This is a genomic window from Paraburkholderia ferrariae NBRC 106233, from assembly GCF_000685035.1.
Classification (GTDB): Bacteria; Pseudomonadota; Gammaproteobacteria; order Burkholderiales; family Burkholderiaceae; genus Paraburkholderia; species Paraburkholderia ferrariae.
In genome coordinates this window covers 56042-81401 of record NZ_BAYB01000032.1, presented here as the reverse complement: position 1 = coordinate 81401, position 25360 = coordinate 56042, and the positions used below count along the sequence as shown (strand labels likewise).

Annotated in this window: 23 protein-coding genes and 1 pseudogene; 19 read left to right on the top strand and 5 right to left on the bottom strand. The window is 63.5% G+C overall.

Going from position 1 to position 25360, the window contains the following annotated elements; all coding sequences use genetic code 11:
• Nucleotides 1-16: 16 nt before the first annotated feature.
• The 4 genes and pseudogenes from BFE01S_RS29075 (at nucleotide 17) to BFE01S_RS29065 (ending at nucleotide 3662) form a co-directional block, all read left to right on the top strand.
• Nucleotides 17-1363 carry an MFS transporter gene (locus tag BFE01S_RS29075; RefSeq protein ID WP_028228528.1) on the top strand — a complete coding sequence of 449 codons (1347 nt, stop codon included), beginning with the start codon at nucleotides 17-19 and terminating at the stop codon, nucleotides 1361-1363.
• A gap of 308 nt (nucleotides 1364-1671) precedes the next feature.
• Nucleotides 1672-1923: a hypothetical protein gene (locus tag BFE01S_RS29070; protein ID WP_028228527.1), complete on the top strand. Its 252-nt coding sequence runs from the start codon at nucleotides 1672-1674 to the stop codon at nucleotides 1921-1923.
• 286 nt (nucleotides 1924-2209) lie between these two features.
• A pseudogene (locus BFE01S_RS43525) lies at nucleotides 2210-2423 on the top strand (IS5/IS1182 family transposase); the annotation flags it as partial.
• 564 nt (nucleotides 2424-2987) lie between these two features.
• Nucleotides 2988-3662 (top strand): GntR family transcriptional regulator, encoded by a 675-nt coding sequence (locus tag BFE01S_RS29065; RefSeq protein ID WP_028228526.1) that lies wholly within the window; start codon nucleotides 2988-2990, stop codon nucleotides 3660-3662.
• 337 nt (nucleotides 3663-3999) lie between these two features.
• On the opposite strand, the gene BFE01S_RS29060 is transcribed toward BFE01S_RS29065, so the two are convergent.
• Both BFE01S_RS29060 and BFE01S_RS29055 read right to left on the bottom strand, forming a co-directional pair.
• Nucleotides 4000-5181, bottom strand: a complete 1182-nt coding sequence (locus BFE01S_RS29060) for a porin (protein WP_156967187.1) — start codon at nucleotides 5179-5181, stop codon at nucleotides 4000-4002.
• Nucleotides 5182-5252: 71 nt separating this feature from the next.
• Nucleotides 5253-5810 carry a flavin reductase family protein gene (locus tag BFE01S_RS29055; protein WP_028228524.1) on the bottom strand — a complete coding sequence of 186 codons (558 nt, stop codon included), beginning with the start codon at nucleotides 5808-5810 and terminating at the stop codon, nucleotides 5253-5255.
• Between the two features lie 564 nt (nucleotides 5811-6374).
• Between BFE01S_RS29055 and BFE01S_RS29050 the strand changes: the two genes are divergently transcribed.
• Nucleotides 6375-7040, top strand: a complete 666-nt coding sequence (locus BFE01S_RS29050) for a GntR family transcriptional regulator (RefSeq protein WP_042338921.1) — start codon at nucleotides 6375-6377, stop codon at nucleotides 7038-7040.
• Between the two features lie 345 nt (nucleotides 7041-7385).
• Here the strand turns inward: BFE01S_RS29050 and BFE01S_RS29045 are convergent, their stop codons facing one another.
• Nucleotides 7386-8201: an IclR family transcriptional regulator gene (locus BFE01S_RS29045; protein WP_028228522.1), complete on the bottom strand. Its 816-nt coding sequence runs from the start codon at nucleotides 8199-8201 to the stop codon at nucleotides 7386-7388.
• A 223-nt stretch (nucleotides 8202-8424) separates the two neighbouring features.
• Between BFE01S_RS29045 and BFE01S_RS29040 the strand changes: the two genes are divergently transcribed.
• The 14 genes from BFE01S_RS29040 to BFE01S_RS28970 all read left to right on the top strand — a co-directional run bounded on the left by BFE01S_RS29040 (nucleotide 8425) and on the right by BFE01S_RS28970 (nucleotide 24326).
• On the top strand, nucleotides 8425-10035 hold the full coding sequence (locus BFE01S_RS29040; protein ID WP_028228521.1) for an ABC transporter substrate-binding protein: 1611 nt from the start codon (nucleotides 8425-8427) through the stop codon (nucleotides 10033-10035).
• Entirely contained in the window at nucleotides 10028-11053 is a 1026-nt protein-coding gene (locus BFE01S_RS29035; protein WP_028228520.1) for an ABC transporter permease, read from the top strand. The genes BFE01S_RS29040 and BFE01S_RS29035 overlap by 8 nt, the downstream gene beginning before the upstream one ends.
• Nucleotides 11050-11931: an ABC transporter permease gene (locus BFE01S_RS29030; protein ID WP_028228519.1), complete on the top strand. Its 882-nt coding sequence runs from the start codon at nucleotides 11050-11052 to the stop codon at nucleotides 11929-11931. Before BFE01S_RS29035 ends, BFE01S_RS29030 begins: the two co-directional genes overlap by 4 nt.
• Nucleotides 11928-12971, top strand: coding sequence for an ABC transporter ATP-binding protein (locus BFE01S_RS29025; protein ID WP_028228518.1), 1044 nt, complete (start codon nucleotides 11928-11930; stop codon nucleotides 12969-12971). The genes BFE01S_RS29030 and BFE01S_RS29025 overlap by 4 nt, the downstream gene beginning before the upstream one ends.
• The gene (locus BFE01S_RS40605) at nucleotides 12961-14040 is read left to right on the top strand and encodes an ABC transporter ATP-binding protein (protein WP_084170217.1); all 1080 of its coding nucleotides are present in this window, start codon (nucleotides 12961-12963) and stop codon (nucleotides 14038-14040) included. Before BFE01S_RS29025 ends, BFE01S_RS40605 begins: the two co-directional genes overlap by 11 nt.
• The gene (locus tag BFE01S_RS29015; protein WP_028228517.1) at nucleotides 14037-14231 is read left to right on the top strand and encodes a hypothetical protein; all 195 of its coding nucleotides are present in this window, start codon (nucleotides 14037-14039) and stop codon (nucleotides 14229-14231) included. The genes BFE01S_RS40605 and BFE01S_RS29015 overlap by 4 nt, the downstream gene beginning before the upstream one ends.
• 139 nt (nucleotides 14232-14370) lie before the next feature.
• Complete coding sequence (locus tag BFE01S_RS29005) at nucleotides 14371-15528, top strand: LLM class flavin-dependent oxidoreductase (protein WP_028228516.1); 1158 nt, start codon at nucleotides 14371-14373, stop codon at nucleotides 15526-15528.
• A 57-nt stretch (nucleotides 15529-15585) separates the two neighbouring features.
• On the top strand, nucleotides 15586-16809 hold the full coding sequence (locus BFE01S_RS29000; protein WP_028228515.1) for an acyl-CoA dehydrogenase family protein: 1224 nt from the start codon (nucleotides 15586-15588) through the stop codon (nucleotides 16807-16809).
• Between the two features lie 66 nt (nucleotides 16810-16875).
• Nucleotides 16876-18540, top strand: coding sequence for a rhodanese-like domain-containing protein (locus BFE01S_RS28995; RefSeq protein WP_028228514.1), 1665 nt, complete (start codon nucleotides 16876-16878; stop codon nucleotides 18538-18540).
• 37 nt (nucleotides 18541-18577) lie between these two features.
• Nucleotides 18578-19939 carry an LLM class flavin-dependent oxidoreductase gene (locus BFE01S_RS28990; RefSeq protein WP_028228513.1) on the top strand — a complete coding sequence of 454 codons (1362 nt, stop codon included), beginning with the start codon at nucleotides 18578-18580 and terminating at the stop codon, nucleotides 19937-19939.
• A 71-nt stretch (nucleotides 19940-20010) separates the two neighbouring features.
• Nucleotides 20011-20850 (top strand): ABC transporter permease, encoded by an 840-nt coding sequence (locus tag BFE01S_RS28985; protein WP_028228512.1) that lies wholly within the window; start codon nucleotides 20011-20013, stop codon nucleotides 20848-20850.
• Nucleotides 20843-21580, top strand: coding sequence for an ABC transporter ATP-binding protein (locus BFE01S_RS28980; RefSeq protein WP_028228511.1), 738 nt, complete (start codon nucleotides 20843-20845; stop codon nucleotides 21578-21580). The genes BFE01S_RS28985 and BFE01S_RS28980 overlap by 8 nt, the downstream gene beginning before the upstream one ends.
• Before the next feature lie 32 nt (nucleotides 21581-21612).
• Nucleotides 21613-22659, top strand: coding sequence for an ABC transporter substrate-binding protein (locus BFE01S_RS28975; RefSeq protein WP_028228510.1), 1047 nt, complete (start codon nucleotides 21613-21615; stop codon nucleotides 22657-22659).
• 80 nt (nucleotides 22660-22739) lie between these two features.
• A complete protein-coding gene (locus BFE01S_RS28970; protein WP_028228509.1) occupies nucleotides 22740-24326 on the top strand; it encodes a rhodanese-like domain-containing protein in 1587 nt (528 codons plus the stop codon).
• Nucleotides 24327-24400: 74 nt separating this feature from the next.
• Here BFE01S_RS28970 and BFE01S_RS28965 read toward each other — a convergent pair whose 3' ends face one another.
• Complete coding sequence (locus BFE01S_RS28965; RefSeq protein ID WP_028228508.1) at nucleotides 24401-24613, bottom strand: hypothetical protein; 213 nt, start codon at nucleotides 24611-24613, stop codon at nucleotides 24401-24403.
• 314 nt (nucleotides 24614-24927) lie between these two features.
• Nucleotides 24928-25332, bottom strand: coding sequence for a hypothetical protein (locus tag BFE01S_RS28960; RefSeq protein WP_028228507.1), 405 nt, complete (start codon nucleotides 25330-25332; stop codon nucleotides 24928-24930).
• Nucleotides 25333-25360 lie beyond the last annotated feature (28 nt).

Genomic DNA, 25360 nt, shown 5'->3' with positions numbered 1-25360 from the left:
AGAAGGAGACAGCGTAGTGAATGACATAACAGGCGTGCAAGCAACGTCGGCACCGACCGAAGTCGTTTCGGACTCGAAAGTGTCCAGGGGCGGATGGTGGATGCTCGCCGTTTTGACGGCGACCTACGTCGTGTCGTTTATCGACCGCGGGGCGCTTTCGCTCGTGGTCGGACCGATTAAGCACGACCTCGGCATCTCCGATATCCAGGTCAGTTGGTTGCTTGGACTCTCGTTCATGCTGCTGTACAGCCTGCTCGGAATTCCGATGGGGGCGCTGGTCGATAGATACCAGCGCAGGCGAATTCTCGGGGGAGCTATCCTGACATGGTCGGCTGTGCAGACCCTCTGCGGTTTCAGCACCACATACGTTCAGCTTTTCCTCACGCGCGTCGGTCTTGGTGTCGGCGAATCGGCTCTCTCGCCTGGAGCGGCGTCAATGATTCGCGACGCGTTTCCGCCGCAACGTCGCAGTATTGCATTCGGTATCTACAACATTGGGCCGCTTCTGGGTACTGGGCTGGCTCTTGGCCTCGGTGGCCTCCTCTTGAAGGCAGCATCGGCAGGAGCGTTCGCGGGCCTGCCGTTGATAGGTGCTCTGAAGCCGTGGCACTTTGTTCTGCTGGTGCCGGGCCTTATCGGTTTTCCGTTCGCCATTCTGCTTTGGCTGGTCCGGGAGCCGGCACGTCGCGACGTCAAGATTAGCAACGATGTGACTTATAAACAGGCACTAAACTTCGCCTGGGCGAACAAGGCTGTCTACGTTCAACTTTGGATCGCGATCTGTCTGTACGGCATTGCCATTGGCTCACAAATGGCTTGGCTCCCGGAGATCATCGCCCGGACTCTGCATGTCGGTCGACCTGAGATCGGCAAGGCACTCGGCGGGGCCGCACTCCTGGCATCGCCGCTCGGACTTCTGATTCTTGGTAGCATCGCCGACTGGCTTCGCAAGCGCGGCATGATCGATGCCCCTGTGCGCGTTGCAGCAGTCACGACGGCAATCGCTGCAATCGTTACTGCATGCTTCCCGCTGATCCATACGATGGGAATCGGTCTGATCGCATACTTCGTGCAGACCTTTATGTTCTCGATGTTTGCGGTGGCCGGCGGCGCAACGATGGCGAATTTCACGCCCGGCAACATGATGGGCAAACTGACGGCAATTTACTACTTGATCACCAATCTTGTCGGACTGGCGCTTGGGCCCACGGTTGTTGCGCTCGTGGCCACACTGTTCTTCCCGGGTCCCAATGCATTGGGCGCCTCTTTCGTCGTGTGCTATGTCGTGTCAGTTGCACTGGCCGTCGTTCTGCTGACGCGCGTCAGCGGCGCATTGCGCCGTGCTGGAGCAACCAACCAATGAATCTCTGTGGCCGTGGCCTCTATGAGCGCCACGGTCCGGTTTTGGGCCCGTAGATCGGGTACCAGGCGCACAGGATGACGGCCTGCCGAGTGACGGACATAGAAGCGGCGCACGTGGCCGCCGTGATGTCGAATAGTTGACCGGTTGCTCAACGGGATGTCGTTAACAAGTCATCCGGGGATTGGTGCGATTGTTGCTCGATGGTCGCGGCGGACCCGGAATTTTGGCAGAGGACCACCTCCGGTATTCACCGCTATTGCGCGGTACATCTAGAGTCAACGTTTAAAGGATCAATCAGGAGGCAGACAATGTCACCGTCAATCGTCCTGGAGGGGGCCGCCGCCCCGGAAAAATTTGACGACTTCGCCGAGCGCGATACTGCCATGAACCTTCCGGGCTGTACGCCCGGCTGCAAAACAATGGTACTTCGTTCCGGGCACGTCCTGCGAAAACAATCGGTGGCAAGGCCGATAAATGGTCGCCGGCTCAACGATGATTATGGTCGGGATCTTGGGGATTACTTTCTCGGCCTCGAAGCTCTGATTCTGGTAACGAGTTAGCGGTCTTCGTAAGGTCTGTGCAATCTTTTCCAGCGCTGAAACTCCATGGAATAAGCGAAAAGGGTTTTACCCATCTGGTAAAGTGTCCGCACGGTCCACAAATTACTCAGAGCAAGCAACGCCCTAAGCCGGCAGGTCGGCAGCGACATTCGGTATGCCGCAGGCATCGCTCTCCTATTGCGTGCACAAGAGCTGCGCACTAGTCGCGTTGGTCAGCGCCACCAAGGCCGGATACGATTGACCAGCCTACGACGGCGAGTCCCGTTGAGGCTTTGAGATTCGCCGATATGGTCATGACGAGCCGCCGATCGATCCATCGAGCCTGACGCGATGGCGCAAACGGCCTGGCGAAGCGGGTCATCGTCGATACGACCGTGATGCCCAAGGCGATCGCACATCCGACTGACTCACGACTGCTGGAACGCTGTCGCGAACATCTGGTGAAGGCCGCTGCGCGGCACGGCCTGAAGCTGCGACAGAACTACAACCGCGAGGCCCCACTTCAGACCGGACCAGGTAGCAATGGGCCACCACTTCCATACGTCAGAGAACAGTTTCTCACAACGATGGTATGGATTGCGAATGATACCGCGATGATTCGTGGCGCCAAGCTCGTTGCGTCATTTGGAAAGGAGATTACGAGACCCGCCGACGGACTGCGGCTAGATATTCCGCCCGACCGTTGGTCTGAGAATCGTTGCCCGAGCTGAACTGTTCTACCGCGATCGGGCAGCAATGAATGAAGACGGATGTCCGTGCCTGACCAATAAGATTCCTTCGCACTGCAACTGATCCGTAGGTTGTGGATTCAAAGACGAATGCAATATAGAAGTCAAAAATTATAAGGCATACTCGGTGAAACCCTGGCAACTGTCAGGGCAGCAGTCCGTCTATCGGCGCTCCGGCGACGTTCGGAGGCGATCTGCGCCGTGAAGGATTCGCGCTCAGACTTGCGTTCGGTGAAACACCCAGAGCGAGAAGGGTGTCGATGCCTACATGGATCGATTGTCACCGGGATTTGGGGATATAATGCCAAAATGTATAATATTTCTCGGGGGAACGGAATGACCACTGTGACACTTCCGGAACTGGACGGGATCGACTTCCCTGCCCAAATCGCGGCGGAAACCCGCAAGTTAATTAACCGCGGAACGCTCGCCCCGGGCTTCCAGTTGCGGCAGTCCGACCTTGCAGACCGTTTTGGGATTAGTCGCGTGCCCGTGCGGGAGGCGCTAAAGCTTCTGGCAGCCGAAGGGATCATTGAACATGATCCGAATAGGGGCTTTTTCGTCGCGCAATTGTCCAGCGACGAGGCGAGGCAACTGTACCGGATGCGGAACCTGCTGGAAGCTGAATTGCTCGCTAGCGTTACGTGGCCAACGGCGGCCCAACTGAAATCGCTCAGAACGATGCTTGCCGAGCTCAATGAGCTGCTGGCAGCAGGCGACCGGGACGGGTGGATCGAACACCATAGGTCGTTCCACGACGCAATCTTCGATCTCTCGCCGAACAAGGTGCTTAAACGTGAGGTGCTGCGTCTGTTGCGTTTGACAGATCGTTATCGCGCGCTTGCGGCAGATGTAACGGCGCAGCATGGGCACCTGAATGCCCAGATAGAAATGCAGCTTGTCAAGGCTCTTGAGACCAAGAACCGCGAACTGCTGCTCGGCACGTACGACAAGGGCCGAACAATGGTTCTAGAGGGCTTGATGGCCGTCCTTGCGGCACGCGGCGCTTAAAATGACGGGAAACGAAGGCGACGGGCCCGGCCCACACGGCGGAGCACCCGCAACAGCACTATAGAAGCGTGTCTGCAGGCTGCTGCAGGCGAAGTCATTGCTGCCGCGGCCCTGATTCTCTATGAGTTCTCCGGCACCAGCATGCCTCAAGGGATCGATTAGGCGTTCTTTGGATGTCTTAACGAGACTCAGAGCTGTCAAGGAAGTGAGTATCGGCGCGGCCCCAGCTAACCGTCGCCATTTCGACGCGAAAGAACTGCATCGTCGTGCCAGGTGGCGCCCAGCTTCCGCGGATGAGACGAGTGGAAGTTGGGGCAGCCGCTATCCGTTACTCTTGTCAGAACCGAGACTGCAACCCGATCGCGACTACGGACTGGATATTTCCCGCTGCGACGGTGAAGCCAATTTCAGCAGGGTACGCACCATTTGTGCGCTGGAAGGTGCCTGTCATGAAGATCGACGTTCGGGGTGATAAGGCATGAGTGAGTTGTAAAGCTGCCTGATTGATGGTTACGTTCTTCAGCAGTGCATTGCCGTTCTCATAGGTGTAAGCGGCACCGATATTCCATGTTGGGGCTATGTCGTAGCCGATTCCGCTTGCAAGCGCGTAGATTTTTGCACCAGTGACGGTATTGCGAGCGTCGCTGTACATGGCAGCTAGCGTGAACCGGGAGATTTTGGTGCGTATGCCGGCGAGCAGATTTGCGATACCACCATGACCGTCGGCCACGGGGCTGAAGTTTTGTTCCGTATACACAACGGCTGCGCGTGTCTCCTGGGCGCGGAAGCTCACCGCTGCGCTCTTGCCGGAACCATTCGAGAAATCGCCTGCGACTCCACCGAGGCTGTACATTGCGCCGGCGGAGAAGCCGCCATACTCATCCGAAATAACTTTCACCGAGTTGGACATACGCTCGCCACCGGCCCGGTCCCAATTGATGGCGGCCATTCCGGTGGGTACCCCATTGTTGACGATCGGCGCATAAGGTCCAGTCGCGGCCGCCGCGCCGATCTGAGCGGGCCCGGAAACGCCTAGCAGATCGGCTCCGAAGCTGCCCGTCCGGAAATTCAGCATGCCGCCAGCGATGCCAATGGCCGGATCGATGCCGCCGATCAGAAAGTAGTCGAGAGCGAAATCGTTCTGCTGACCAAGCCGCACGACGCCAAGCCCGGCCTGATGTAAGCCAACCCACGCGGAATCCTCGAACATGCCGCCGCGAGATTGCGGATCGAGGCCCCCCGTGCTCAAATCGAACAAAGAGTCCAGACTGAAAGTGGCGCTCAGTCCGCCGCCAAGGTCCTCCGTACCGCGGATGAAGAATTTCGTGGGCAAGATTGCTGAGTCTTGCATCTGTATCAGACGGGACCCGTTCCCGTCACGATATGCCGCGACACCCACGTCGAGAAACCCCCCTAAAGTGACGCTCGACTGGGCGTATGCCGACGGGCAGACGCCTGGGGCCATGATTGCAGCCACGACAGGCGGAATCGCCCATATCTGGTTTCTCCAATGCTTCATAAAAATATAGGATTCCTAAGGACGTTCGTTGTGAATTAAAAATCGCCTTGTTATTACTGCTGTCGCTGTCATCAGAAGTTCAAGTCAGTTTCCTCCCCCCAGTTTGAGATCCAGAGCAGATCCCGGAGATTGACGTTTTGAGGCGAATGGAGCTCACCGTAGGCGCCGCTAGCGTATAGCAGCGGTGACGCGTTCGTTTCCCGCGTTGCGATGGCTTCGACGTGGCCGAAAATCACATCGTGGGTTCCTGCCTGAATGATCCGCTCGATTTTGCAATCGAAGCTCGCGAGTGATGAGGCGAGGATCGGCGCACCGGTCTTCAGCGTCCGCCATTCACCCTCGGCGAATTTTTCGTCCGGTGGCAGAGGCCGCGCGAAGCGTTGAGCCAACTCCTGGTCGCTGCGTGGTAGGACGTTTACGGCGAAGCGGGCCGCCGCCTGAATGCTTGCGCAAGAAGTATTCGCTCTATTGATGCACACGAGTAAGAGCGGTGGATTAGCGCTCACTGAACACACTGCAGTTGCTGTCAATCCGCCACGTTCGCCGTCGTCGGAGCACGTTGTGATGAGGCAGACATGTCCGGCCAGACGGCGCATTGCCGCCTTGAAATGCGTTTCTTCAATAGTCACGGATTCTCCTGTTTTGAGGGTCGTGGAGCAGCGTAGAACGCTCAACGACACTCTGGCACTCAGCGGGAGAGCGCCACCCCAACTGCCCGCGTCAAGACCGATACCTTGTTCGACCCCATCGCTTTCCCGGTTCCCGCTTCGCTTGGCCAGCAGGGTATTTCCCCTGGTTCGTAATTCTATGTTGAATATTATTTAGACTAGCAATAGAAAAGTCAAAGCGAGTTTGCCCTACTCGCGACGCTGGGCCCAGGAATTGGACGAAGTCAAGGGGGTAACCATAGGAGACGGAATTGACCGCAATCATGGGGTTGTGGATGAAGACTTTGACTACCATCGTAGGCATTGGCATCGACGATTCTTTCCGGGAGCCTGCCGGATAGTCTCCGTGCGTTCTCTGGGCAGCGTTTTTAGGGCTCGCGGTAAATCATCGGCAGGGCCCGTTTTCGTCGTGACGTAACGCTCCGTGTGGCCCTGTCGACAAGCGGTACAAATGGCTTAAAATGCGGTTCGTAATCATTCGACTGAAAACCGCCGAACAGGGCGATCCGCTATGCGACGAGACACGTGAGCAAAATCGAACTGAGGGATAGCGATCTCCCCGCACAGATCGCAGAGGAAACTCGCAGGCTAATCAATCGGGGCATCCTGTCTCCGGGGCAGCAACTGCGTCAGTCTGAGCTGGCGGAGCGGTTCGATGTCAGCCGGGTGCCGGTGCGGGAGGCGCTGAACCTGCTGACAGCGGGCGGCGTAATCGTGCACGATCCCAACCGTGGCTTCTTTGTCGCGCCGCTTTCCTCGAGCGAGGCATCGCAACTCTATCGGTATCGATTCTTGATCGAGGGAGAGTTGTTTCGTTCGATTGAATGGCCGGATCGGAGCCAGACTGCGGCGCTGAACGCGATGATCGTCAAACTCGACGAATCCCTGGAGAACCACCGGCGAGCCGAGTGGATCGACGGATACTATTCTTTCTATGGGACGTTGTTCGATCTCTCGCCGGACAAGGTCATTCGTAGGGAAGCATTGCGCTTGATCCGCCTGACGGACCGGTACCGCGTACTGGCTACGGAGATTCGTCGATCCGACGAGCGTATGAAAGCCCATCTGGAGCACAAGTTGATGACCGTGATGCGCAGCCGGGATCGCGAAAAACTAATGCGCGTTTATGAAACGGAGCGGGAAACGGTCATGAGTTCAATCTTGGCCGTCCTTGCAGGACGCGGGCTTTGAGCGTCGAGGTAGGGTCAGGTCGTCGCGTATCGAGTAAAACATCGAGCGGCCTCACAACTCGCCCGGTTATCTGGCGCCGGTGCAGTTTGCACAGGCACATAGAGCGAAGGAATTTTTAACCTCGGACGCTAACTGTGCTTCGTACCAAAACCGGGGGCACGTCACGTTACTGTCGACGCTGTTTCGCGCGGTCGCTAGCAAGGTCTTGAATGCTGCCTCTGAAGGCGACCGTGGCAAGCCATGAACCAGCGCCTGTACCAACCCTGTTGACTTTCACCGAATCCTGCCGCCACCGGAGGCGGCCTCGGGAACGGTTTCATCGTCCCGCTGTACGTGCACACATCCCTATATCCCAAGAAACTGCGCCATCGCCCGTACGGCATGCGAGGTCGAATTCAGTAGATCCGACGCCCGCATCAGGTCGTCGCGCATCGCCTCGTTGCCATCGCTGAAAAAGCGGTTCGGGCCGGTCAGGACGATCGCACCCAACGCCCGACCCGAGGGCGTCGACAAACGTGTGCCGATCGCGCTGATGCCCGTGACGTTCTCATTCTCGTTGGTCGCCCATCCGCGCTGCCGCACCTCGTCCAGTTCTGCGAACAGCGAGTCACGGTCCCTGACGGTCGCGGAGGTGCGGGCGGGATAGGGCGCCGGCCCGAGCAGCGCATCGCGCTGTGCCGGCGTGCGGTCGCTCAGCAGAATTTTGCCCGATACCGATGCGTGTAGCGCTGCCGTGACCGCCGTGTCGAAGTACGGCGCCACGCTGTAATTGCCCGCAACGCTTTCCACGGTCATCCGGTGGTCGCCGAGAAACGCAATGAGCAGCACCGACGGTCCATGCCGTTCCTGCAGTTCGCGCATGAGCGGGCTCGTATCGCGCCGCAGCCGGTTCAGCGGATGCTCGAGCGGCAGCGGGCACGTGGCCTTGGGCGTAGGGCAATACAACGCACCTTCACGGTAGATATAGCCCGCCGTGTCCAGCGACTGCAACAGTCGGTGGCACGTGCTGGCCGGCAGCCCGACGCTGTCTGCGATTTCCTGCAGGCTCAGCGGGCGCGCCGCTTCATGCAGCCGCGCGAGCACGTTGAGCCCGCGGGCGAGCGCGCCCGATTCCGTCTCGCGCCGTTCCGCGACGGCTTCACCGCTATTCACTGACGCCATGAATGGCTGCCCCCGGGAGAGATGCCGGCAGGCCGCGCACTGGCGCCGCCCGCGTTGGTTCGTGTTGAGCTGAATTGCATATACGAATTGCTTCGTTGGTTGCCTAAGGGGCAGCCCCTAGAATAAATCGGAATCTTAATTCCGAAATATTGTACATAAGACGCGATTTCTGGAAGAGCTCAATGCCAATGCCCGACGCGGATTCGACAAGACTTCAAACTTCATGACCACACGTAGAGAATTCCTGATCGGGGCGGGTGCGATGGTAAGCGGCGGCCTGCTGGGCGACTTCGCGCCAGGTGCGGCCGCGGCCACGCCGTCGGGTACGACGCTCGTCGCTAACACGCTGCCCGAGCCTGCTGGTCTCGCGGCGGGCTCGACGCCGGCCAATCCGACCAACGTCGTATCGAGCAACCTGTTCGACGGACTCATCACCTACGACGAGCAGTTCCGTCCGGTCCCGCAGCTCGCGACCTCATGGACCGAGTCGGCGGATCGTCGCACGATCGCGTTCAGGCTGCGCGACGATGTGAAGTGGCACGACGGCACGCCGTTCACCTCGGCGGACGTGCAGTACTCGATCATGGAAGTCTCGAAGAAAGTCCATCCGATCGCGCGGCCCACGTTCGCGCAGATCATCGCGGTGGACACGCCCGATCCGCACACGGCAGTGTTCCGGCTCGCACAGCCGTCGCCCGTGATCTGGTCTTACCTCGACACATCCTCCGCCTTCATCTTCCCGAAGCATCTGTACGCCGGCACCGATCCGCTGACCAATCCGTACAACGCGAAGCCGGTCGGCACCGGGGCATTCGTGTTCAAGGAGTGGAATCGCGGCAACTACATCCGCCTCGCGAAGAATCCGGACTACTGGGACAAGGGCAAGCCACGCGTCGATGAACTGATCTTCCGCATCATTCCGGATGCGAGCGCGCGCAGCATCGCGCTGCAGAACGGCAGCGTGCAATACGCGCCGCTCACGCCGGTGTCGCTCGTCGAAGCGCGCAGGCTCGAGCAGAATCCGTCGCTCGTCGTCGATACGAAGGGCTGGCGCTCGAACGCGCCGATATTCTTCATGGACTTCAACCTGCGGCAGAAGCGCTTTCAGGACGTGCGCGTGCGCCAGGCGATCGCGCACGCCATCAACCTGAAGCTGCTCACCAAAACCGTCTTCTACGATTTTGCGACCCCCGCTACGGGCCCGGTCCCGAGCTACCAGACGCGCTTCTACACCCCGGACACGCCGCAGTATCCGTACGATCCGCAAAAGGCGGAAGCGCTGCTCGAAGCCGCGGGTTTTCCGCGCGGCGCGGACGGTGTGCGCATGCGCTTCAACCATCTGAACCACACGTACGGCGAAGACTTCCAGCGCGCGGGCCAGTTCATCCAGCAGCAGCTCAAGCGCATCGGCATCGAGGTCACGCTCGTCAACTACGATCTGCCGACCTATCTGCGCAAGATCTACACCGAACACGACTTCGACACCATGAACGTGTTCTACGCAGCGTTCGCCGATCCGCAGATCGGCGTGATCCGCCGCTTCTGGTCGAAGAACATCATCAGCGGAGCGCCGTGGAGCAATGGATCCGGCTATGCATCGCCGGAAATGGATCGCGTGATCGAGGCTGTGCAGACCGAGCAGGATCCTGACAAACGCACGCAGGCCATTCACCAGATGCAGGTGATCGCGCAACGCGATCTGCCGTCGATTTCGCTCGCGGAACTGAAGTTCTTCCGCATCTATTCGAAAAGTCTGCAGAACGTCAACACCACGCCGATCGGCGTGTACGCGTCGCTCGACGACGTAAGCATGGGTGCGCCGGGTCATGGTTGATCTGTCCGTCCGCGCCGCAAGGGACGAGTCCGGCAAGCCGCGTCGTGTATGGCCCTATCCGCTGCGCCGGCTGCTGCAGGCGCTGCCGCTCGTCGTGCTGATCGCGGTGCTGAACTTCTTCTGGCTGCGCCTGGCACCTGGCGATCTCGCCGACGTGATGGCGGGCGAAGCGGGCGCGGCAACGCCCGAGTATCTGGCTGCGCTGCGCCATCAGTTCGGCACGGACCAGCCGCTCGCGTTGCAGTTTCTGGCCTATCTGAACCGTATCGCCCACCTCGATCTGGGCTGGTCGTTCCGCTACAACGAATCGGTACTGCGCCTGATCGTGGACCGGTTGCCGGCGACTGCGCTGCTGATGGTCGGCGCGCTCGTGATCGCGCTCGTGTTCGGTTGCCTCGCGGGCACTGTGGCCGCGGTGTCGCGCCGGCGCTGGATCGACATCGTCGTGTCCGTGCTCGCCACGCTGGGCTTCGCGACGCCGCTGTTCTGGCTCGGACTCATGCTGATGGTGCTGTTCTCCGCGCATCTGCACTGGCTGCCGGCGGGCGGCATTGCGACACCCGGCGTGGTGTCCACGGGCTGGGCACACGTACGCGATCTCGCGGCACACATGGTGTTGCCCGTGTTTTGCCTCGCTGCGTACTACCTTGCCATTTACGCCCGACTGATGCGCGCCTCGGTGCTCGAAGTGAGCCACCTCGATTTCGTCCGCACCGCGCGCGCCAAAGGTGTGTCGCGCAGCAGGACCATCGTGTCGCACGTCGTTCCGAACGCGTTGCTGCCCATCGTCACGATGACGGCATTGCAGTTCGGCGCGCTGTTCAGCGGCTCGGTTGCGATCGAAACGGTGTTCAGCTGGCCGGGGCTTGGGCAGCTCGCGCTCGACGCCGTGGCCTCGCGCGATCTGAACCTGCTGCTGGGCATCCTCTTCTTCAGCTCGGTGCTCGTGCTGCTCGTGAACCTGGGTGTCGATCTCGTGTATGGCTGGTTCGACCCGCGTATCGAGGTGGAGCGATGAGCGATGCACTGCTGACCTCCACGCAAACGCGCGAGTCGCGCTGGCGGCATGCTTTGACGCTTGCTTCGCACTCGCCCAGCCTGACCATGGGTGCGTTGCTGCTGCTCGCGATCTGCGTGCTGGCGATCGGCGCGCCGTACTTCACGCACAACGACCCGCTCGACATGGTCGGCACGCCGTTTTCCTGGCCCGGCGCGGACCCCGCGTTTCCGCTCGGCACCGACATGATGGGACGCGACATGTTCAGCGGTATCGCGTACGGCGCGCGCGTATCGCTCGAGATCGGCCTGGCCGCCGGATTGCTGGCCACGTTTGCCGGTCTCGTGATCGGCGCGGTAGCGGGCTTCTACGGTGGCCTCGTCGACGATCTGCTGATGCGCATCACCGAGCTGTTCCAGACCATGCCGGCGCTGCTCTTCACGATCGTGATGGTGGTCGTGCTGCACCCGAGCGTCGCGACCATCGTGCTCGGCGTCGCGCTGACGAACTGGCCGCAGGTCGCGCGTCTCGTACGGGCCGAAGCGCTGCGCGTGAGCCGCGCGGAATACGTGCAGGCGGCGATCGTGACCGGCATGCGCCGACCGCGCATCGTCGTCACGCACGTGCTGCCGAACGTCGCGACCACGGCGATCGTGATGCTCTCCATTCTCGCGGGCAACGCGATCCTGACCGAAGCCGTGCTGTCGTTCCTCGGGCTCGGCGATCCGAACGTCGTCACGTGGGGCAGCATGATCGGCTCGGGCCGCGAAGCGCTGCAAACGGCGTGGTACATGACCGCGCTGCCGGGCTTCGCCGTACTCGTGACCGTGCTGAGCCTGAACCTGATCGGCAACGGGCTGAACGATCTCGCCAATCCGCATCGCCGGAGGACGCGATGAGCGGTACGCCCCTGCTCGACGTCGACGGCCTGACTGTCTCGTTCAATGCGGCGTCCAGTGCAGCGCGTGGCGGCGCGCTGGCCGTCGACGGTCTGTCGCTGACAATTCATCCCGGCGAGACGCTCGCGCTCGTCGGCGAATCGGGCTGCGGCAAATCGACCACCGCGCTGGCACTCATGGGCCTGCTCGACCCGCACCGTACGCGTGTCGGCGCGAACCGCCTGAGTTTCGATGGCACCGATCTGTCGCGCCTGCCGGAAGCGTCGTGGCGGCGGCTGCGCGGCGGCAGCATCGGCATGATCTTTCAGGACCCGCTCGCCGCGCTCAATCCGGTGCGCACGGTGGGCCGGCAGATCGGCGAAGCGTTGCGCCTGCATCGCGGCCTGACGGGTCGCGCGGCTCATAGCGAAACGCTCGAACTGCTACGGCTTGTCGGCATTCCGGAACCGGCGCGCCGTATCGACGACTATCCGCATCGACTGTCGGGCGGGATGCGCCAGCGCGTGCTGATCGCGATGGCGCTGGCGGGCGAGCCACGCCTGCTGATCGCCGATGAACCCACCACCGCGCTCGACGTGACGATCCAGGCGCAGATTCTCGCGTTACTCGGCAACCTGCAGCAGCAGACGGGCATGGCGCTGCTGCTGATCACGCACGATCTCGGCATCGTGGGGCAGCTCGCGCATCGCGTGGCGGTGATGTACGCGGGCCGCAAGATCGAAGAGCGGCCCGTGGACGAACTGTTCGACGACGCGCGCCATCCGTACACCCAGCGCCTGCTTGCCGCGAGACCGCGCCGTGGCGCCGTGCGCGAGCGATTGACGGAGATCGCAGGTGCAGTGCCCGCACCTGGCGCGGTCGCGAGCGGATGCGCGTTCGCGCCTCGCTGCGTATTCGCACATGCAGCGTGCCGCGAGGCGGTACCTGCGTGGCGCTCGCTCGGTACAGGCGGAATCCGCTGCGTACTCGACGAAGTGGACGCAAACGCTGAAAGCAGCACGATCGCGCATGCGAACGAGAGGAGGAGCCATGCTGCTTGAGGTCGACCGCCTGAGCGTGCGCTATCACACGCGGCGAGGCGTGCTCACCGCGATCGACACGCTGTCGCTCGATGTCGCGCGCGGCGAAACGTTGGGGCTCGTCGGCGAGTCGGGCTGCGGCAAGAGTTCACTCGGCAAGGCCATCGTGCGGCTGATCGAACCGGCATCGGGCACCGTGCGTCTCGACGGCGAAGACCTCGGTACGCTGAGCCAGGCGCAGCTACTTCCGTGGCGCAGACGCATGCAGATGGTGTTTCAGGACCCGCTGAGCGCACTCGATCCGCGCAAGACCGTACGCCGCACGCTGACCTTGCCGCTCGACGTGCATCGCATCGGCACGCGTGCGGAGCGGCGCGAGCGCGTCGATGCGCTGCTGCATCGCGTGGGCCTCGCGCCCGCGCTGGCAGCGCGCATGCCTCACGAACTGTCGGGCGGCCAGCGGCAACGCGTGAACATCGCGCGTGCGCTGAGTCTCGATCCCGAGGTGCTGATCTGCGACGAACCTGTCTCCGCGCTGGATGTTTCCTTGCAGGCGCAGGTGCTGAACCTGCTCGCCGATCTGCAGCAGGAACGCGGCAGTGCGTGTCTGTTCATCAGCCACGATCTCGCTGCCGTGGGCTATCTCGCCGATCGCATTGCGGTCATGTATCTCGGTCAGATCGTCGAAGTGCTGCCGCGAGAAAGGTTGTGGCAGGACGCCGCGCATCCGTACACGCAGTTGCTGATCTCATCGATTCCGGCACGCGGCGCACCGTTGCCGCCACCAACGGCCGCGGAGCTGCCGAATCCCTATGCGCCGCCTGCCGGTTGCCGCTTTCAGCAGCGGTGTCCGCATGTCCAGTCCCTCTGCCGCGAAGTGCCGCCCGAACCGGTCACGGTCGGCGGCGAACATGTCGTGGCGTGTCATCTGTATCGCGACGGCGCGCAGGTCGTGCAACCCGCTCATCACGCTCATCACGCTCATCACGCTCGTCACGCTCGTCACGCACCGCGCGTCGTCACGGCGGATGCGCCCCGCCAATTCGCAGCAGCACGCCAACCCGAAGCGAAGAAGGAGTACCTGAGTTGATCACCCGCCGTCAGTTCTTTCAGATGGCCGCGTCCGCGGCCAGCCAGTTGCTGCCCGGTGTCTCGCTCGCCGCGCAAGGGGGGGCATCGACCCTGGCTACCGGTGCGCAAACGGACGTGCTGCAGGCGGTGATCGTCCCCGAACCATCGATCAGCTCCAGCAGATCGCGCACGAGCAGGTGCCATCGGTGAATCTTCTCGAACTGTATTTCTACGCGATTCATGCGGCGAGCCTCAACGGTTTCAGCAACACGCCGATGGGCGCGTATGCCTCGCTCGCGCCGGTCCGCAACGCCTGATCGCGTTCTTCCCTATTTCTCCACGGTGCCCCATGTCTACCCAGTCGCCCGCCGCGTTTCCCGATAGCCCGCTGTCACGGGCGCTCTCGCAGCCGCTGATGCTCGGCCTGTTCCTGCCGATCCAGAGCGGCGGCTGGTCGATGTCGACGCTGCCGCGCACGACCGACTGGAGCTTCGACTACAACGCACGGCTCACACGCAAGGCGGAAGATCTCGGCTTCGATCTGGTCTTCGGGCTCGCGCAGTGGCTCGGCAAGGACGGACACGGCGGCGTCACCCGCTACCGCCGCGAATCGCTCGACTCGTTCATCACGATCGCGTCGCTCGCGGCCGTCACGAGCCGCATCCTGCTCGTGTCGACGCTGCACATTCTCTATGGCAACTGGCACCCGCTGCATCTCGCGAAATTCGGCGCGACGCTCGATCACATCTCGGGCGGGCGTTGGGGCCTCAACATGGTGACTGGCCATTCGATCGACGAAGCGGAGATGTTCGGCCGCGTTGGCCATTTCGAACACGATCAGCGCTACGAAATGGCGAGCGAATTCATCGACGTGATGCAGCAGCTCTGGTCGTCCGAAGACAACCTCACGTTCGACGGCGAGTGGTATCGCACGCGCAATGCATTCGTTTCGCCGAAGCCGCGCTTCGGGCGACCGGTGCTCGTGAACGCGACCAGTTCGCCCGCCGGTATCGCATACGCAGCGAAGTACTCCGACCTGATCTTCATCACGAGTTCCGCAGGCGCGCAGATCGACGCGGCGCTCGAGGTACTGCCCGCGCACACTGCACAGGTGCGCGCGGCCGCTGAAGCCGAGCGCCGCACGGTGCGCACGTTGATCAATCCGACCATCGTGTGCCGGCCCACTGAGAAGGAAGCGCTCGCGTACTACGACGCGATCGTGTCGCATGCCGACTTCGGTGCGGTGGACGGCTTCACCGGCCGTCGCAGCGATGCGAAAGCATGGAAGGGCCACCAGCGCGAGCAGCGCGTGCTCGGCGGCAACATCCAGATCATCGGCTCGCCCGAGCGCGTGGTGGACGACCTGCTGCGGCTGAAAGCGGCCGGTATCGACGGCGTGCAGCTTACGTTCTTCGATTTCGAGCCCGATCTCGCGTACTTCGGCGAGGCGGTGCTGCCGCTGCTGGAGCAGGCCGGCCTCCGGGTGCGGGTGCCCGCAGCCGGTTGAGCGCGGTCGCGCGCCGCTACATGAATGCACGTCAACGATTTCAAGGGAACAGTACAGATGGGAACGATCGACTCGACACTCGCGGATGACCTGACCGCCCGCGCGGCAGGACCCGGTTCACCTGCCTTGCAGGATCTCGTCGCCGCGCTCGCGGCAGGCGCATTGGCGCGCGACCGCGGCGAAGCGGACACCTTCGATGCGATCGCGCTGGTGCGTGCCGCACGGCTCGGGGTGTTCCGCGTGCCGACCACGGAAGGCGGCGCGGGCGCGACGTTGCCGCAACTCTACGAGCTGGTGCTGGATCTTGCGGAAGCGGACTCCAACATTCCGCACATCCTGCGCAACCACTTCGCGTTCGTCGAAAAGGCGCTGCGGGCGCGCCATCTGCCGCAATACCAGCGCTGGCTCCAGCACGTGAACGACAACGAGCTGTTCGGGCTCGGCGCAAGTGAACTCGGCACGCAGAACATCGGCGATGGCGACGGCAATACGCGGCTGCAACCGGATGGCGGCGCGTTCAGGCTGAGCGGCACCAAGTACTACAGCACCGGCAACCTGTACTTCGATCACATCATCGTCAATGCGAAGATGCCGGACGGCCGCTTCGTCGGCGCGCGGGTGTCGGTGCGCCAGCCGGGCGTGGACGTGCGCGACGACTGGGACGGTATCGGCCAGCGCCAGACGGCGAGCGGCACGACCGTGTTCAGCGATGTTCACGTTGCGGCCGACGATGTGCTCGTGCTCGACGACGACGTGAAGCTCCCGCAACAGGCGACCTTCGCGCAGCTCTATCTGACCACGATCGTTGCGGGCATTCTGCGGCGGATTTCGAAAGACGCGGTGCGGCTCGTGCAGCAGCGCGAACGCAACTACTACCACGCGGTGGCGCCCCGACCCGCCGACGATCCGCTGCTGCAGGAAGCCGTGGGCGAACTGCAGAGCGCGGCATTTGTCGCCGAGGCTGCCGTGCTGAATGCGGCAGCCGTGCTCGGCGAAGCATTCGACAGCGCAATCGCAGGCGAGCCCAACGACCCGCTGTTCGTGGAAGCCGCGCTGCGCAGCGCGAAAGCGAAGGTGGTGGTGGATCAGCTCGCGCTCGCAGCCGGCACGCGACTCTTCGACGTGGGCGGCGCATCGGCGGCGAAGCAGGCCGCGCAGCTCGACCGTCACTGGCGCAATATCCGCACCATCGCGTCGCACAACCCAGGGCTCTACAAGGCCAGAGCGATCGGCAATCACGCGATCAACGGCGTGCCGCTGCCTACGGCCGCGTTCTTCTGAACGAACGCTTCGATCGCTTCCATCGACCTGGCCATCCTCATTTCCTCAGATCCGGTTCTGCTCAACATGACTCAAACGACTTTTCCGCTGGTCACGCCTTCCGCACTGCGCGATGCGCTCGCCGCACGGCGCGAGCTCGCCATTCTCGATGTGCGGGAGGAGGGTGTCTCCGCGCGTCGCCGTTTGTTCTATTCGTCGATCGCGCCGGTGGGCCGGCTCGGTCTCCTCGTCGGGCAGCTCGTGCCGCGTCGCGACACGCCCGTCGTGCTCGTCGATGAAGGCGGCGAATACACCGCGCGCGCGGCGGCGCAACTGGCCCGCTTCGGCTACACGGATGTCTCGATTCTCGAAGGCGGCGTGAGCGGCTGGGAGGCCGCTGGATTCGAAGTGTTCACCGGCACCAACGTGCCTGGCAAAGCCTTCGGCGAAGCGATCGAACATCGGCTCGCGACGCCGAACATCGACGCCGTCACGCTCAGGCGCCTGCTGGATTCGGGCGAGGATATGGTGGTGCTCGACAGCCGCCCATTCCCCGAATACCAGACGATGAACATTCCTGGCGGCGTCGAATGCGCGGGGGCGGAACTCGTGTACCGTGCCCTTGCCGCGGCGCCGTCGCCCGACACGCTGATCGTGGTGAACTGCGCGGGCCGCACGCGCAGCATTCTCGGCGCGCAGTCGCTCGTGAATGCCGGCATCCCCAATCCGGTGGCGGCGTTGACGGGTGGGTCGATGTCGTGGCTGCTGGAAGGGCTCGAACTCGAACGCGGCCAGATCCGCACGGCGCCGCGTCCGGACGACGCGACGCTCGCCGATGCACGTGCCCTTGCACAACGCGCTGCAAAGCGGGCCGGCGTGATCGAGATCGATCATGCAACGCTCGCTGGCTTCGAACGCGAAGCCGGGACGCAGACCCTTTACCGCTTCGACGTGCGCAGTCCGCTGGAATACGAAGCGGGTCATCGTACCGGCTGGCGGTCGGCACCCGGCGGACAGCTCGTGCAGGCGACCGACGAATACGTGGGCACGCTGCATTCGCGCGTCGTGCTCGCAGATGACGACGGCGTGCGGGCGCGCATGACGGCATCGTGGCTCGTGCAACTCGGCTATCTGCAGGTGTTCGTGCTGACCGGCGATGACGCGGCGGTCGAACTCGAAAGCGGACCAGAAGCGCCCGTGATTTTCCGCGCACCGGGCCGCGCCCGATGGATCGAGTCAGACCGCGTTGCAGAGGCGCTGGAGGCCGGCACCGCGCAGGTCGTCGACGTGGACAGCAGTCTCGCGTTTCGTCGCGCGCACATCGCGGGCGCACGCTTCGTGGCGGCAAGCGCGCTCGAATCCGTGCTGGAGCGGATCGACGACCGGTCGCGTCAACTCGTCATCACGTCGGGCGACGGTGTGCTTGCGGGGCTGCTCGCGGCCGAACTGCGCAACCGTCGCGACGGGGTCGTGGCGCTGCTCGGCGGCACGCAGCGCTGGCTCGCGCTCGGACTTCCGCATGCCACCGGCGACGAAGGGAATCTGACCGGCGACGACGACGCCTGGTACAGCCCCTATCACTACGCACCCGAAGAATCCGCGAAGCAGATGCGGGGCTATCTTGCGTGGGAGCTGCAACTCGTCGAACAGGTCGAGCGCGACCGGATCGCGTCGATCGACGTGATCGATTTCGGCACCCCGACCCATGCACGCAGCGAGGCGCGCCTCGCGACGCTGCGCGGTACGGCATGAACGGCACGCGCTGGTTCACCTGCACAGGAACGCGACCATGACTGCGCCACGCAGACTCCACCTGAATACCAATGTCACGGGAACCGGCCGTCATCCCGCCGGATGGCGGACGCTCGCCAATCCGAAGTCGATCGTCGACCTCGGCTTCTTCACGGAGATCGCGCGAATCGCGGAGCGCGGCAAGCTGGATGCCGTGTTCCTGTCCGACGCGCTCGCGCTGCGCGGCCATGCGCACGGGCCGGCACAATCGCTCGAACCGACCGTGCTGCTGACCGCGCTCGCGGGTGTGACGCAGCACGTCGGACTGGTTGGTACGGCATCGACTACCTTCAACGATCCGTTCAATCTGGCACGCCGCTTCGCCTCGGTGGACCATCTGAGCGCCGGCCGCGTCGCATGGAATGCGGTGACGACCTATGACCCGGATGCGGCCGCGAATTTCAGCATCGGAGAGCCGCTCGACAAGGACGCCCGCTATGCACGCGCGGAGGAATTCGTCGAGGTGGTGGTCAGGCTGTGGGACAGCTGGGAAGACGACGCGCTGATCGCCGACCGGGCAACCGGCCGCTACGCGGACCCGGCACGCGTGCACGCGATCGCGCATCGCGGCGAGCACTTCCAGGTGGAGGGACCGCTCAATCTTCCGCGTAGCCCGCAGGGGCGGCCCGTGCTGGTGCAGGCGGGCGGTTCCGAGGCAGGCGTTGCGCTCGCCGCGCGTCACGCGGATGCGGTGTTCACCGCGCAGACCACGCTCGATGGCGCGCAGGCGTTCTATCGCGACATCAAGGCCCGCGCGGCCTTGCATGGCCGCGACCCCGACCATCTGCTGGTGCTGCCGGGTCTGTACCCGGTGATCGGCGGCACGCTCGCCGAGGCCCGTGCGCGCAAGGCAGAGATGGATGCACTGCTCGATCGCAGTTCCGAACTCAACAAGTTCGCGCGTGCGCTCGGTCTCGACGCGGCGGATCTGCAACTCGATGGGCCGCTGCCTTATGCGCGCATCGACGCGGGCACCCGCACCGACGTGTCGCGCGGCTTCATCCGCGCCACCGTGTTGCTCGCCCGGAGCGAGAACCTGACCGTGCGCGATCTGCTCGATCGCAATCCCGGCGCGCACCGGATGGTGGTCGGCACGCCCGAGACCGTCGCGGAAGACATCGCGCGCTGGTTCGATACGCGCGCCGCCGACGGCTTCAATCTCAATGCCGATGTGTTCCCGTCGGGCCTCGCGGACTTCGTCGATCACGTTGTGCCACTGCTGCAACGCAAGGGCATTTTCCGGCGCGACTACGAAGGGGCCACGCTGCGCGAGCACTACGGCCTGCCGCGGCCATCGAGCCGCTATGCGCGCATGGCGGAAGCGGCGAAGGCCGCGGAACCGGTCAACGCCGGGACCTGAGCGCCAGCATGTGTGATGCGCGGCTAGCCGCATGGCTGGCTGCGATCCGGTTAACCTGAACGAGGACACGTATGTCTTCCCGAGAATCGACCCTGACCGCGGCGCCTTCCGAGGCACCTTCCGCGGCGCCTGCCCGACCTTCCGCCCGCTTGTCGGGGCTGCGGGAGCCTGCCTGGCGCGCCGTCGTGCCGGTACTGCTGATCGTGCTGTGGCAGGCGGCATCGTCGCTTGGCGTGGCGAGCGAGTTCGTGCTGCCTTCGCCGGCATCCGTGCTGGCTGCGTTCCGTGAACTCTGGCAGTCCGGCGACCTGCAGGACGCGCTGAAGATCTCGCTCGCGCGCGCGGCGCTCGGGCTCCTGATCGGCGGCGGAGCGGGACTGCTGCTCGGTATCGCGGCGGGCCTCAGCAAACCCGCCGAGCGCGGCTTCGACGGCGTGCTGCAGATGCTGCGCACGATCCCGTTCATCGCGCTCGTGCCGATCTTCGTCGTATGGTTCGGCATCGGCGAAGTGTCGAAGATTGCACTGATCGCCGGTGCGGCGCTATCGCCGATGTATCTGAGCACCTATCACGCGATCCGCGGCATCGATCCGAAGCTGCTCGAACTCGGCCGAACCTTCCGCCTGTCGCGGCGCCACCAGATCCGTCTCATCATCCTGCCAATGGCGCTGCCGGGCATCCTCGTCGGCGTGCGCTATTCCGCGGCGATTGCGCTGCTCGCGCTCGTCGCGGCGGAGCAGATCAATGCGAGCGCCGGCATCGGCTACATCCTCAACAACGCGAACCAGTTCCAGCGCACCGACATCATCATCGCGGGCATTCTCGTGTATGCGCTGCTCGGAATCGGCGTGGACGCACTGCTGCGCTACGTCGAACGCAAGGCGCTCGCGTGGAGGGGCAACCATGTCTGAAGTCATTGCCGCACCGGCCATCGACCGGGCGCCCGTCGTTGCGAAACTGACGGGCGTCAGAAAGCGCTATGGCGAGCACACCGTGCTCGACAACGTCGACTTCTCGGTGAGCAAGGGCGAGTGTGTCGCGCTCGTCGGGCCATCGGGTACCGGCAAGACCACGCTGCTGCGATTGCTGGCCGGGCTGGAGTCCGCATCGGGCGGCGGCGCGGAAGTCACGCGGAATACGTCGGTGGTGTTTCAGGAACCGCGCCTCATACAGGCATTGCGCGTGTGGAAGAACGTCCTGCTGAACGAGGCCGGGCTGCCCGACGCACGCACGCGTGCCCGCACCGCGCTGCAGGACGTCGGTCTGGAGGACAAGCTGGAAAGCTGGCCCGTCAACCTGTCCGGCGGTCAGGCGCAGCGCGTGGCGGTGGCGCGGGCGCTCTATCGCAGTCCGGAGCTGATGCTGCTGGACGAACCGTTCAGCGCGCTCGATGCATTCACCCGACGCAGCATGCAGAGCCTCGTGCTGAAGCTGTGGGCGAAGTACAGGTTCGGCCTCGTGATCGTCACGCACGATCTGGACGAGGCGCTCGTGCTCGCGGACCGCATCGTGATTCTTGCGAGAGGGCGGATCTGTCACGAGACGCGTGTCGAGCTCGCGCGGGAGCGCGACGTCACGTCGCCCGAATTCAATGCACTCAAGCGCGATCTGCTCAGCCAGTTTTCGCAGAGCCTTTCCTGACGTATTTTTCCATCCTTCGAACAAGGTACCGTATGTCGCTGAAGAACATCTTCCGTGCGGGCGTCGCTGTCCTGCTCGCTACCGCCACGCTCGGGTTCGCCGGCAATGCCAGCGCCCAGAATCCGCCCGACCTGAAGAACACGAAGCTCGTGATCGCCTATCAGGATCCGGCGTTTCCCGCGTTGATCCGCAAATCCGGCGTGGTGAACGCCGCACCGTACCAGATCGAATGGGTGCTGCTGACGGGGCCTGCCGCCAACCTGTCGGCGCTGTACGCAAACCGGATCGACCTCGGTCACATGGGCGATACCTCGCTCACCATCGAACAGTCGAACGCGCGCACCGAATGGACGAAGGACGCTGCGCCGCTGCACATCGTCGCGGGCTGGCGCAACTTCTACTCGAAGGACTACCCTCCGGTCGTGACGGCCGTGCGCACCAGCTCGAAGATCGAGAGCGTCTCGCAGATCAAGGGGCACAAGGTCGGCTACAACTATGGTGGCTACAACCACTCGCAATATCTCGCGACGCTGGTGAAGGCGGGTATCACGGAAAAGGACATCGAGCCCGTCAAGTTCGCCGATGGCGCCACCTCCGCGGCCGGTTTCAACGCCGGCGAGGTGGATGTGTACGCGGGCGCGCTCGGGCCGATCCTGCCCACGATCAAATCGGGCGCGGGTCATATCCTGCTGACCGATCGCGATACGCAGATTCCGGCGCTCAACGTGTGGGCCACGACATCCGCCGATCTGAAAGACCCGGCGAAGGTCGCCGCGCTGCAGGACTTCTTTTCGCGCATGTCGGGCTACTGGGCGTGGCACGACGCGCATCGCGACGACGTGATTGCGGTCCTGAAGGACACGCTCAAGGTCTCCGACGAGCGGGCCGCGTTCGAGTATCAGGTGCGCAGCGGCAGCTTCGTGAAGTTCGACGCGGGACTGATCGGCGAAGAGCAGCACATCGCGGACATCCTGTACGACGGCCACGCGATCCACAAGAAAGTGAAGGTCGACGTCGAATACGATCCGCAGTTCAACGGCGTACAGAAAGCGGTCTGGCCGATCCCGTCGAAGAATTGAATGGAGATCCCGCGCCATATCTGCGCGGAGGTGGATGAACACTCGCGCGGGCAATCGACCGTGCACGACGGATGCGAAGCATGACCCACACGATCCCGGCAGCAACCCTGAAACGCTGGCTGCACGATGGCGGCGAAATCGCGCTGTTCGACATTCGCGAGCATGGGCAGTATGGCGAAGGCCACCCGTTCTACGCGGTGCCGCTGCCGTATAGCGTGCTGGAGCGCGACGTGGGGCGGCTCGCCCCGAACCGCCGCGTGCGCATCGTGCTCTTCGATGACGACGACGGAGAACGTGGGCCGGCCCGCGCGGCCGCAGCCCGGCTTGCCGGGCTCGGTTACACCGCTGTGCATCGGCTGGAAGGTGGCGTGCGCGGCTGGCAGGAAGCCGGACTCGTATTGTTCAAAGGCGTCAACGTGCCATCGAAGGCGTTTGGAGAACTCGTCGAGACGGTCGCGCACACGCCGCATGTGTCCGCCGCGACGCTGCTGGAATGGCAACGCTCGGCAAAGCCGCCCGTGGTGCTCGATGGTCGTCCGGTCAGCGAATTCGCCGCGATGAGCATTCCCGGTGCGGCGTGCTGCCCGAACGGCGAACTCGCGTTGCGGATCGATTCGCTCGTACCGGACGACCATACCCCGATCGTCATCAATTGCGCGGGTCGCACGCGCAGCATTATCGGCGCGCAGACGCTGCTGAATCTCGGGGTGCGCAATCCGGTGTATGCGCTCGAGAACGGCACGCAGGGATGGTCGCTCGCCGACCTGCCGCTGGAGCGCGGTCAACAACGCCGCTATCGCGATGAGGTGCGCGCCACGCCGGAGCACATCGCGGCGGCGCGCGCGCTCGCGCAGCGCGCCGGCGTGCAGTGGGCCGATGCCGGCACGGTGCGCGGTTGGGTCGATGCGGGCGAGCGTACCGTTTACCTGTGCGACGTCCGCACGGCGGAGGAGTTCGCCGCCGGCACGCTTCCGGGCGCGCAGCACGCGCCCGGCGGACAGTTGCAGCAGGCGACGGACCAGTACATCGGTGTGCGTCACGCGATCGTCGTGCTGTTCGACGACGACGACGGCGACGGTGTACGTGCGCCCGTCACTGCGAGCTGGCTAAGGCAGCTTGGGCACGAGGCGTGGGTGCTCGAAGGGGGCCTGCGCAGCGGGCTCGCGCTGTCCGACCCGAGTGCGCCCAACGCGGTCGCGTTGCCGACGGTTTCGGCAGACGAACTCCGTCGACGTCTCGCCAATGGAACTGCATCGGTCCTGGATCTACGCGCGAGCGCGGCATGGCTCGCGGGCCACGTGCCCGGCAGCATCTGGTCGATCCGTCCGCGGATTGCCGATGCACTCGGCCGATCCGGCTCAGCGGTCACGTTCATCGTCGACGATCCGCGTCTCGCCGCATGGGCGGTGGCGGATCTGCCGTCGACGGAGTGGCGTGTATTCACCGTGCTGGAGGGCGGCCTCGCAGCGTGGGAGGCGCACGGCGGGGAGGTGCGCCACGCGCCGGAAGGGTTGACGCCCGTTGAGCGGATCGACTTTCTGTTCTTCGTCCATGACCGGCATGCGGGAAACAAGGCGGCATCGCGCGCCTATCTCGAGTGGGAACTGGGACTGGTCGCGCAACTGGATGAGCAGGAGCGCGGCGCGTTTCGTCCGCTGGCGCCGTGAGGTGATGCCGGGGTGAGCGTTGTAGTTCCCTCTGTGCATCCGTGCAACCTCGCGCGCCACCAGCGAACGCGGGATTACGCGGCCCGGTCCTTCGCCGCGTTCAGGATTTCCTGCAGGCGCGTATCCTGGGCGACCAGGACCTCGCACAGGCGGGTCTTGCGTACACGCGTCGTACCAGGCACCGCCATATGGGCGACACCCTCATCGAGGTCGAACCAGACTTTGCGCTCTTCGGGTTCGAGACCGTGCAGGTCGGCGTTACCGTCGACGCGTGGCAGTGGCGCCACGGGATTCCACCAGCCCGGGCGCCGAGCCGGCTGTCGGGATCGCGCGGCTCATGGTCCCCGGCGTGGTCATAGAGCAAGGCGGCGCTCGACCAGCCAGGTCCGCTGGAATCGCTGCGTTTTATCGGTGTCGGCAATCAGGGGTGGGACGTTTATCTGGCCAGGCACGAGCGCGGATCGAGTATCTGGCGGCTCGTGCTTTCCGATGACGGCACGATTGGCGGCGCCCTTTTGAATTCGGGTTCCTAAATACTGCTGCGGACACCTTCAAGGCCGCGCGCTTTCAATCCAGCGTTCGAATGCCGCGTACAAGGCGGCTAACGATTCGTCGTTGGCTGCAATCCGCTGTGCGCCGTGAACGATCGTAATCGAGGAGTCGAGTTCGCCCGGTCCTGTTCGAGAAGCTCGGACAGCAGTGTTGCGGCGCGTTCGCTGCCCGTTGCATTGGCTTCGAGAACTTTCAGCCATCCGCGCAAGCCGCCGATCAGCGTGTCCCGGGCGGGAGATGCCTCCGCGGCATTGAGCCTCGCAAGATGCTCGCGCACCTGTACCAGACGCGAGGCATCCCCCGCGAACATCTTGCGTTTGAGCGAAGCGGCGGCCAAAGCGTCGTGTGCGTCGCTTTGGCCGGTGTGGGTAGACCAATAGAGCGTGCCCTCGTCCCGAAGCAGGTCCAGATAGTGGCGATTGAGTTCGTCGAAAAAGGCGCGGGCGTGATTCATCGAAGGAGTGGGTTCAGGATCGAATGCA

Bases quoted from the DNA above. Each gene is read 5' to 3' on its own strand.
- BFE01S_RS29070 (WP_028228527.1), top strand. From the start codon at position 1,672: ATGTCACCGTCAATCGTCCTGGAGGGGGCCGCCGCCCCGGAAAAATTT.
- BFE01S_RS29065 (WP_028228526.1), top strand. From the start codon at position 2,988: ATGACCACTGTGACACTTCCGGAACTGGACGGGATCGACTTCCCTGCC.
- BFE01S_RS29060 (WP_156967187.1), bottom strand. From the start codon at position 5,181: ATGAAGCATTGGAGAAACCAGATATGGGCGATTCCGCCTGTCGTGGCT.
- BFE01S_RS29045 (WP_028228522.1), bottom strand. From the start codon at position 8,201: ATGGCGTCAGTGAATAGCGGTGAAGCCGTCGCGGAACGGCGCGAGACG.
- BFE01S_RS29040 (WP_028228521.1), top strand. From the start codon at position 8,425: ATGACCACACGTAGAGAATTCCTGATCGGGGCGGGTGCGATGGTAAGC.
- BFE01S_RS29035 (WP_028228520.1), top strand. From the start codon at position 10,028: ATGGTTGATCTGTCCGTCCGCGCCGCAAGGGACGAGTCCGGCAAGCCG.
- BFE01S_RS29030 (WP_028228519.1), top strand. From the start codon at position 11,050: ATGAGCGATGCACTGCTGACCTCCACGCAAACGCGCGAGTCGCGCTGG.
- BFE01S_RS29025 (WP_028228518.1), top strand. From the start codon at position 11,928: ATGAGCGGTACGCCCCTGCTCGACGTCGACGGCCTGACTGTCTCGTTC.
- BFE01S_RS40605 (WP_084170217.1), top strand. From the start codon at position 12,961: ATGCTGCTTGAGGTCGACCGCCTGAGCGTGCGCTATCACACGCGGCGA.
- BFE01S_RS29005 (WP_028228516.1), top strand. From the start codon at position 14,371: ATGTCTACCCAGTCGCCCGCCGCGTTTCCCGATAGCCCGCTGTCACGG.
- BFE01S_RS29000 (WP_028228515.1), top strand. From the start codon at position 15,586: ATGGGAACGATCGACTCGACACTCGCGGATGACCTGACCGCCCGCGCG.
- BFE01S_RS28995 (WP_028228514.1), top strand. From the start codon at position 16,876: ATGACTCAAACGACTTTTCCGCTGGTCACGCCTTCCGCACTGCGCGAT.
- BFE01S_RS28990 (WP_028228513.1), top strand. From the start codon at position 18,578: ATGACTGCGCCACGCAGACTCCACCTGAATACCAATGTCACGGGAACC.
- BFE01S_RS28985 (WP_028228512.1), top strand. From the start codon at position 20,011: ATGTCTTCCCGAGAATCGACCCTGACCGCGGCGCCTTCCGAGGCACCT.
- BFE01S_RS28980 (WP_028228511.1), top strand. From the start codon at position 20,843: ATGTCTGAAGTCATTGCCGCACCGGCCATCGACCGGGCGCCCGTCGTT.
- BFE01S_RS28975 (WP_028228510.1), top strand. From the start codon at position 21,613: ATGTCGCTGAAGAACATCTTCCGTGCGGGCGTCGCTGTCCTGCTCGCT.
- BFE01S_RS28970 (WP_028228509.1), top strand. From the start codon at position 22,740: ATGACCCACACGATCCCGGCAGCAACCCTGAAACGCTGGCTGCACGAT.
- BFE01S_RS28960 (WP_028228507.1), bottom strand. From the start codon at position 25,332: ATGAATCACGCCCGCGCCTTTTTCGACGAACTCAATCGCCACTATCTG.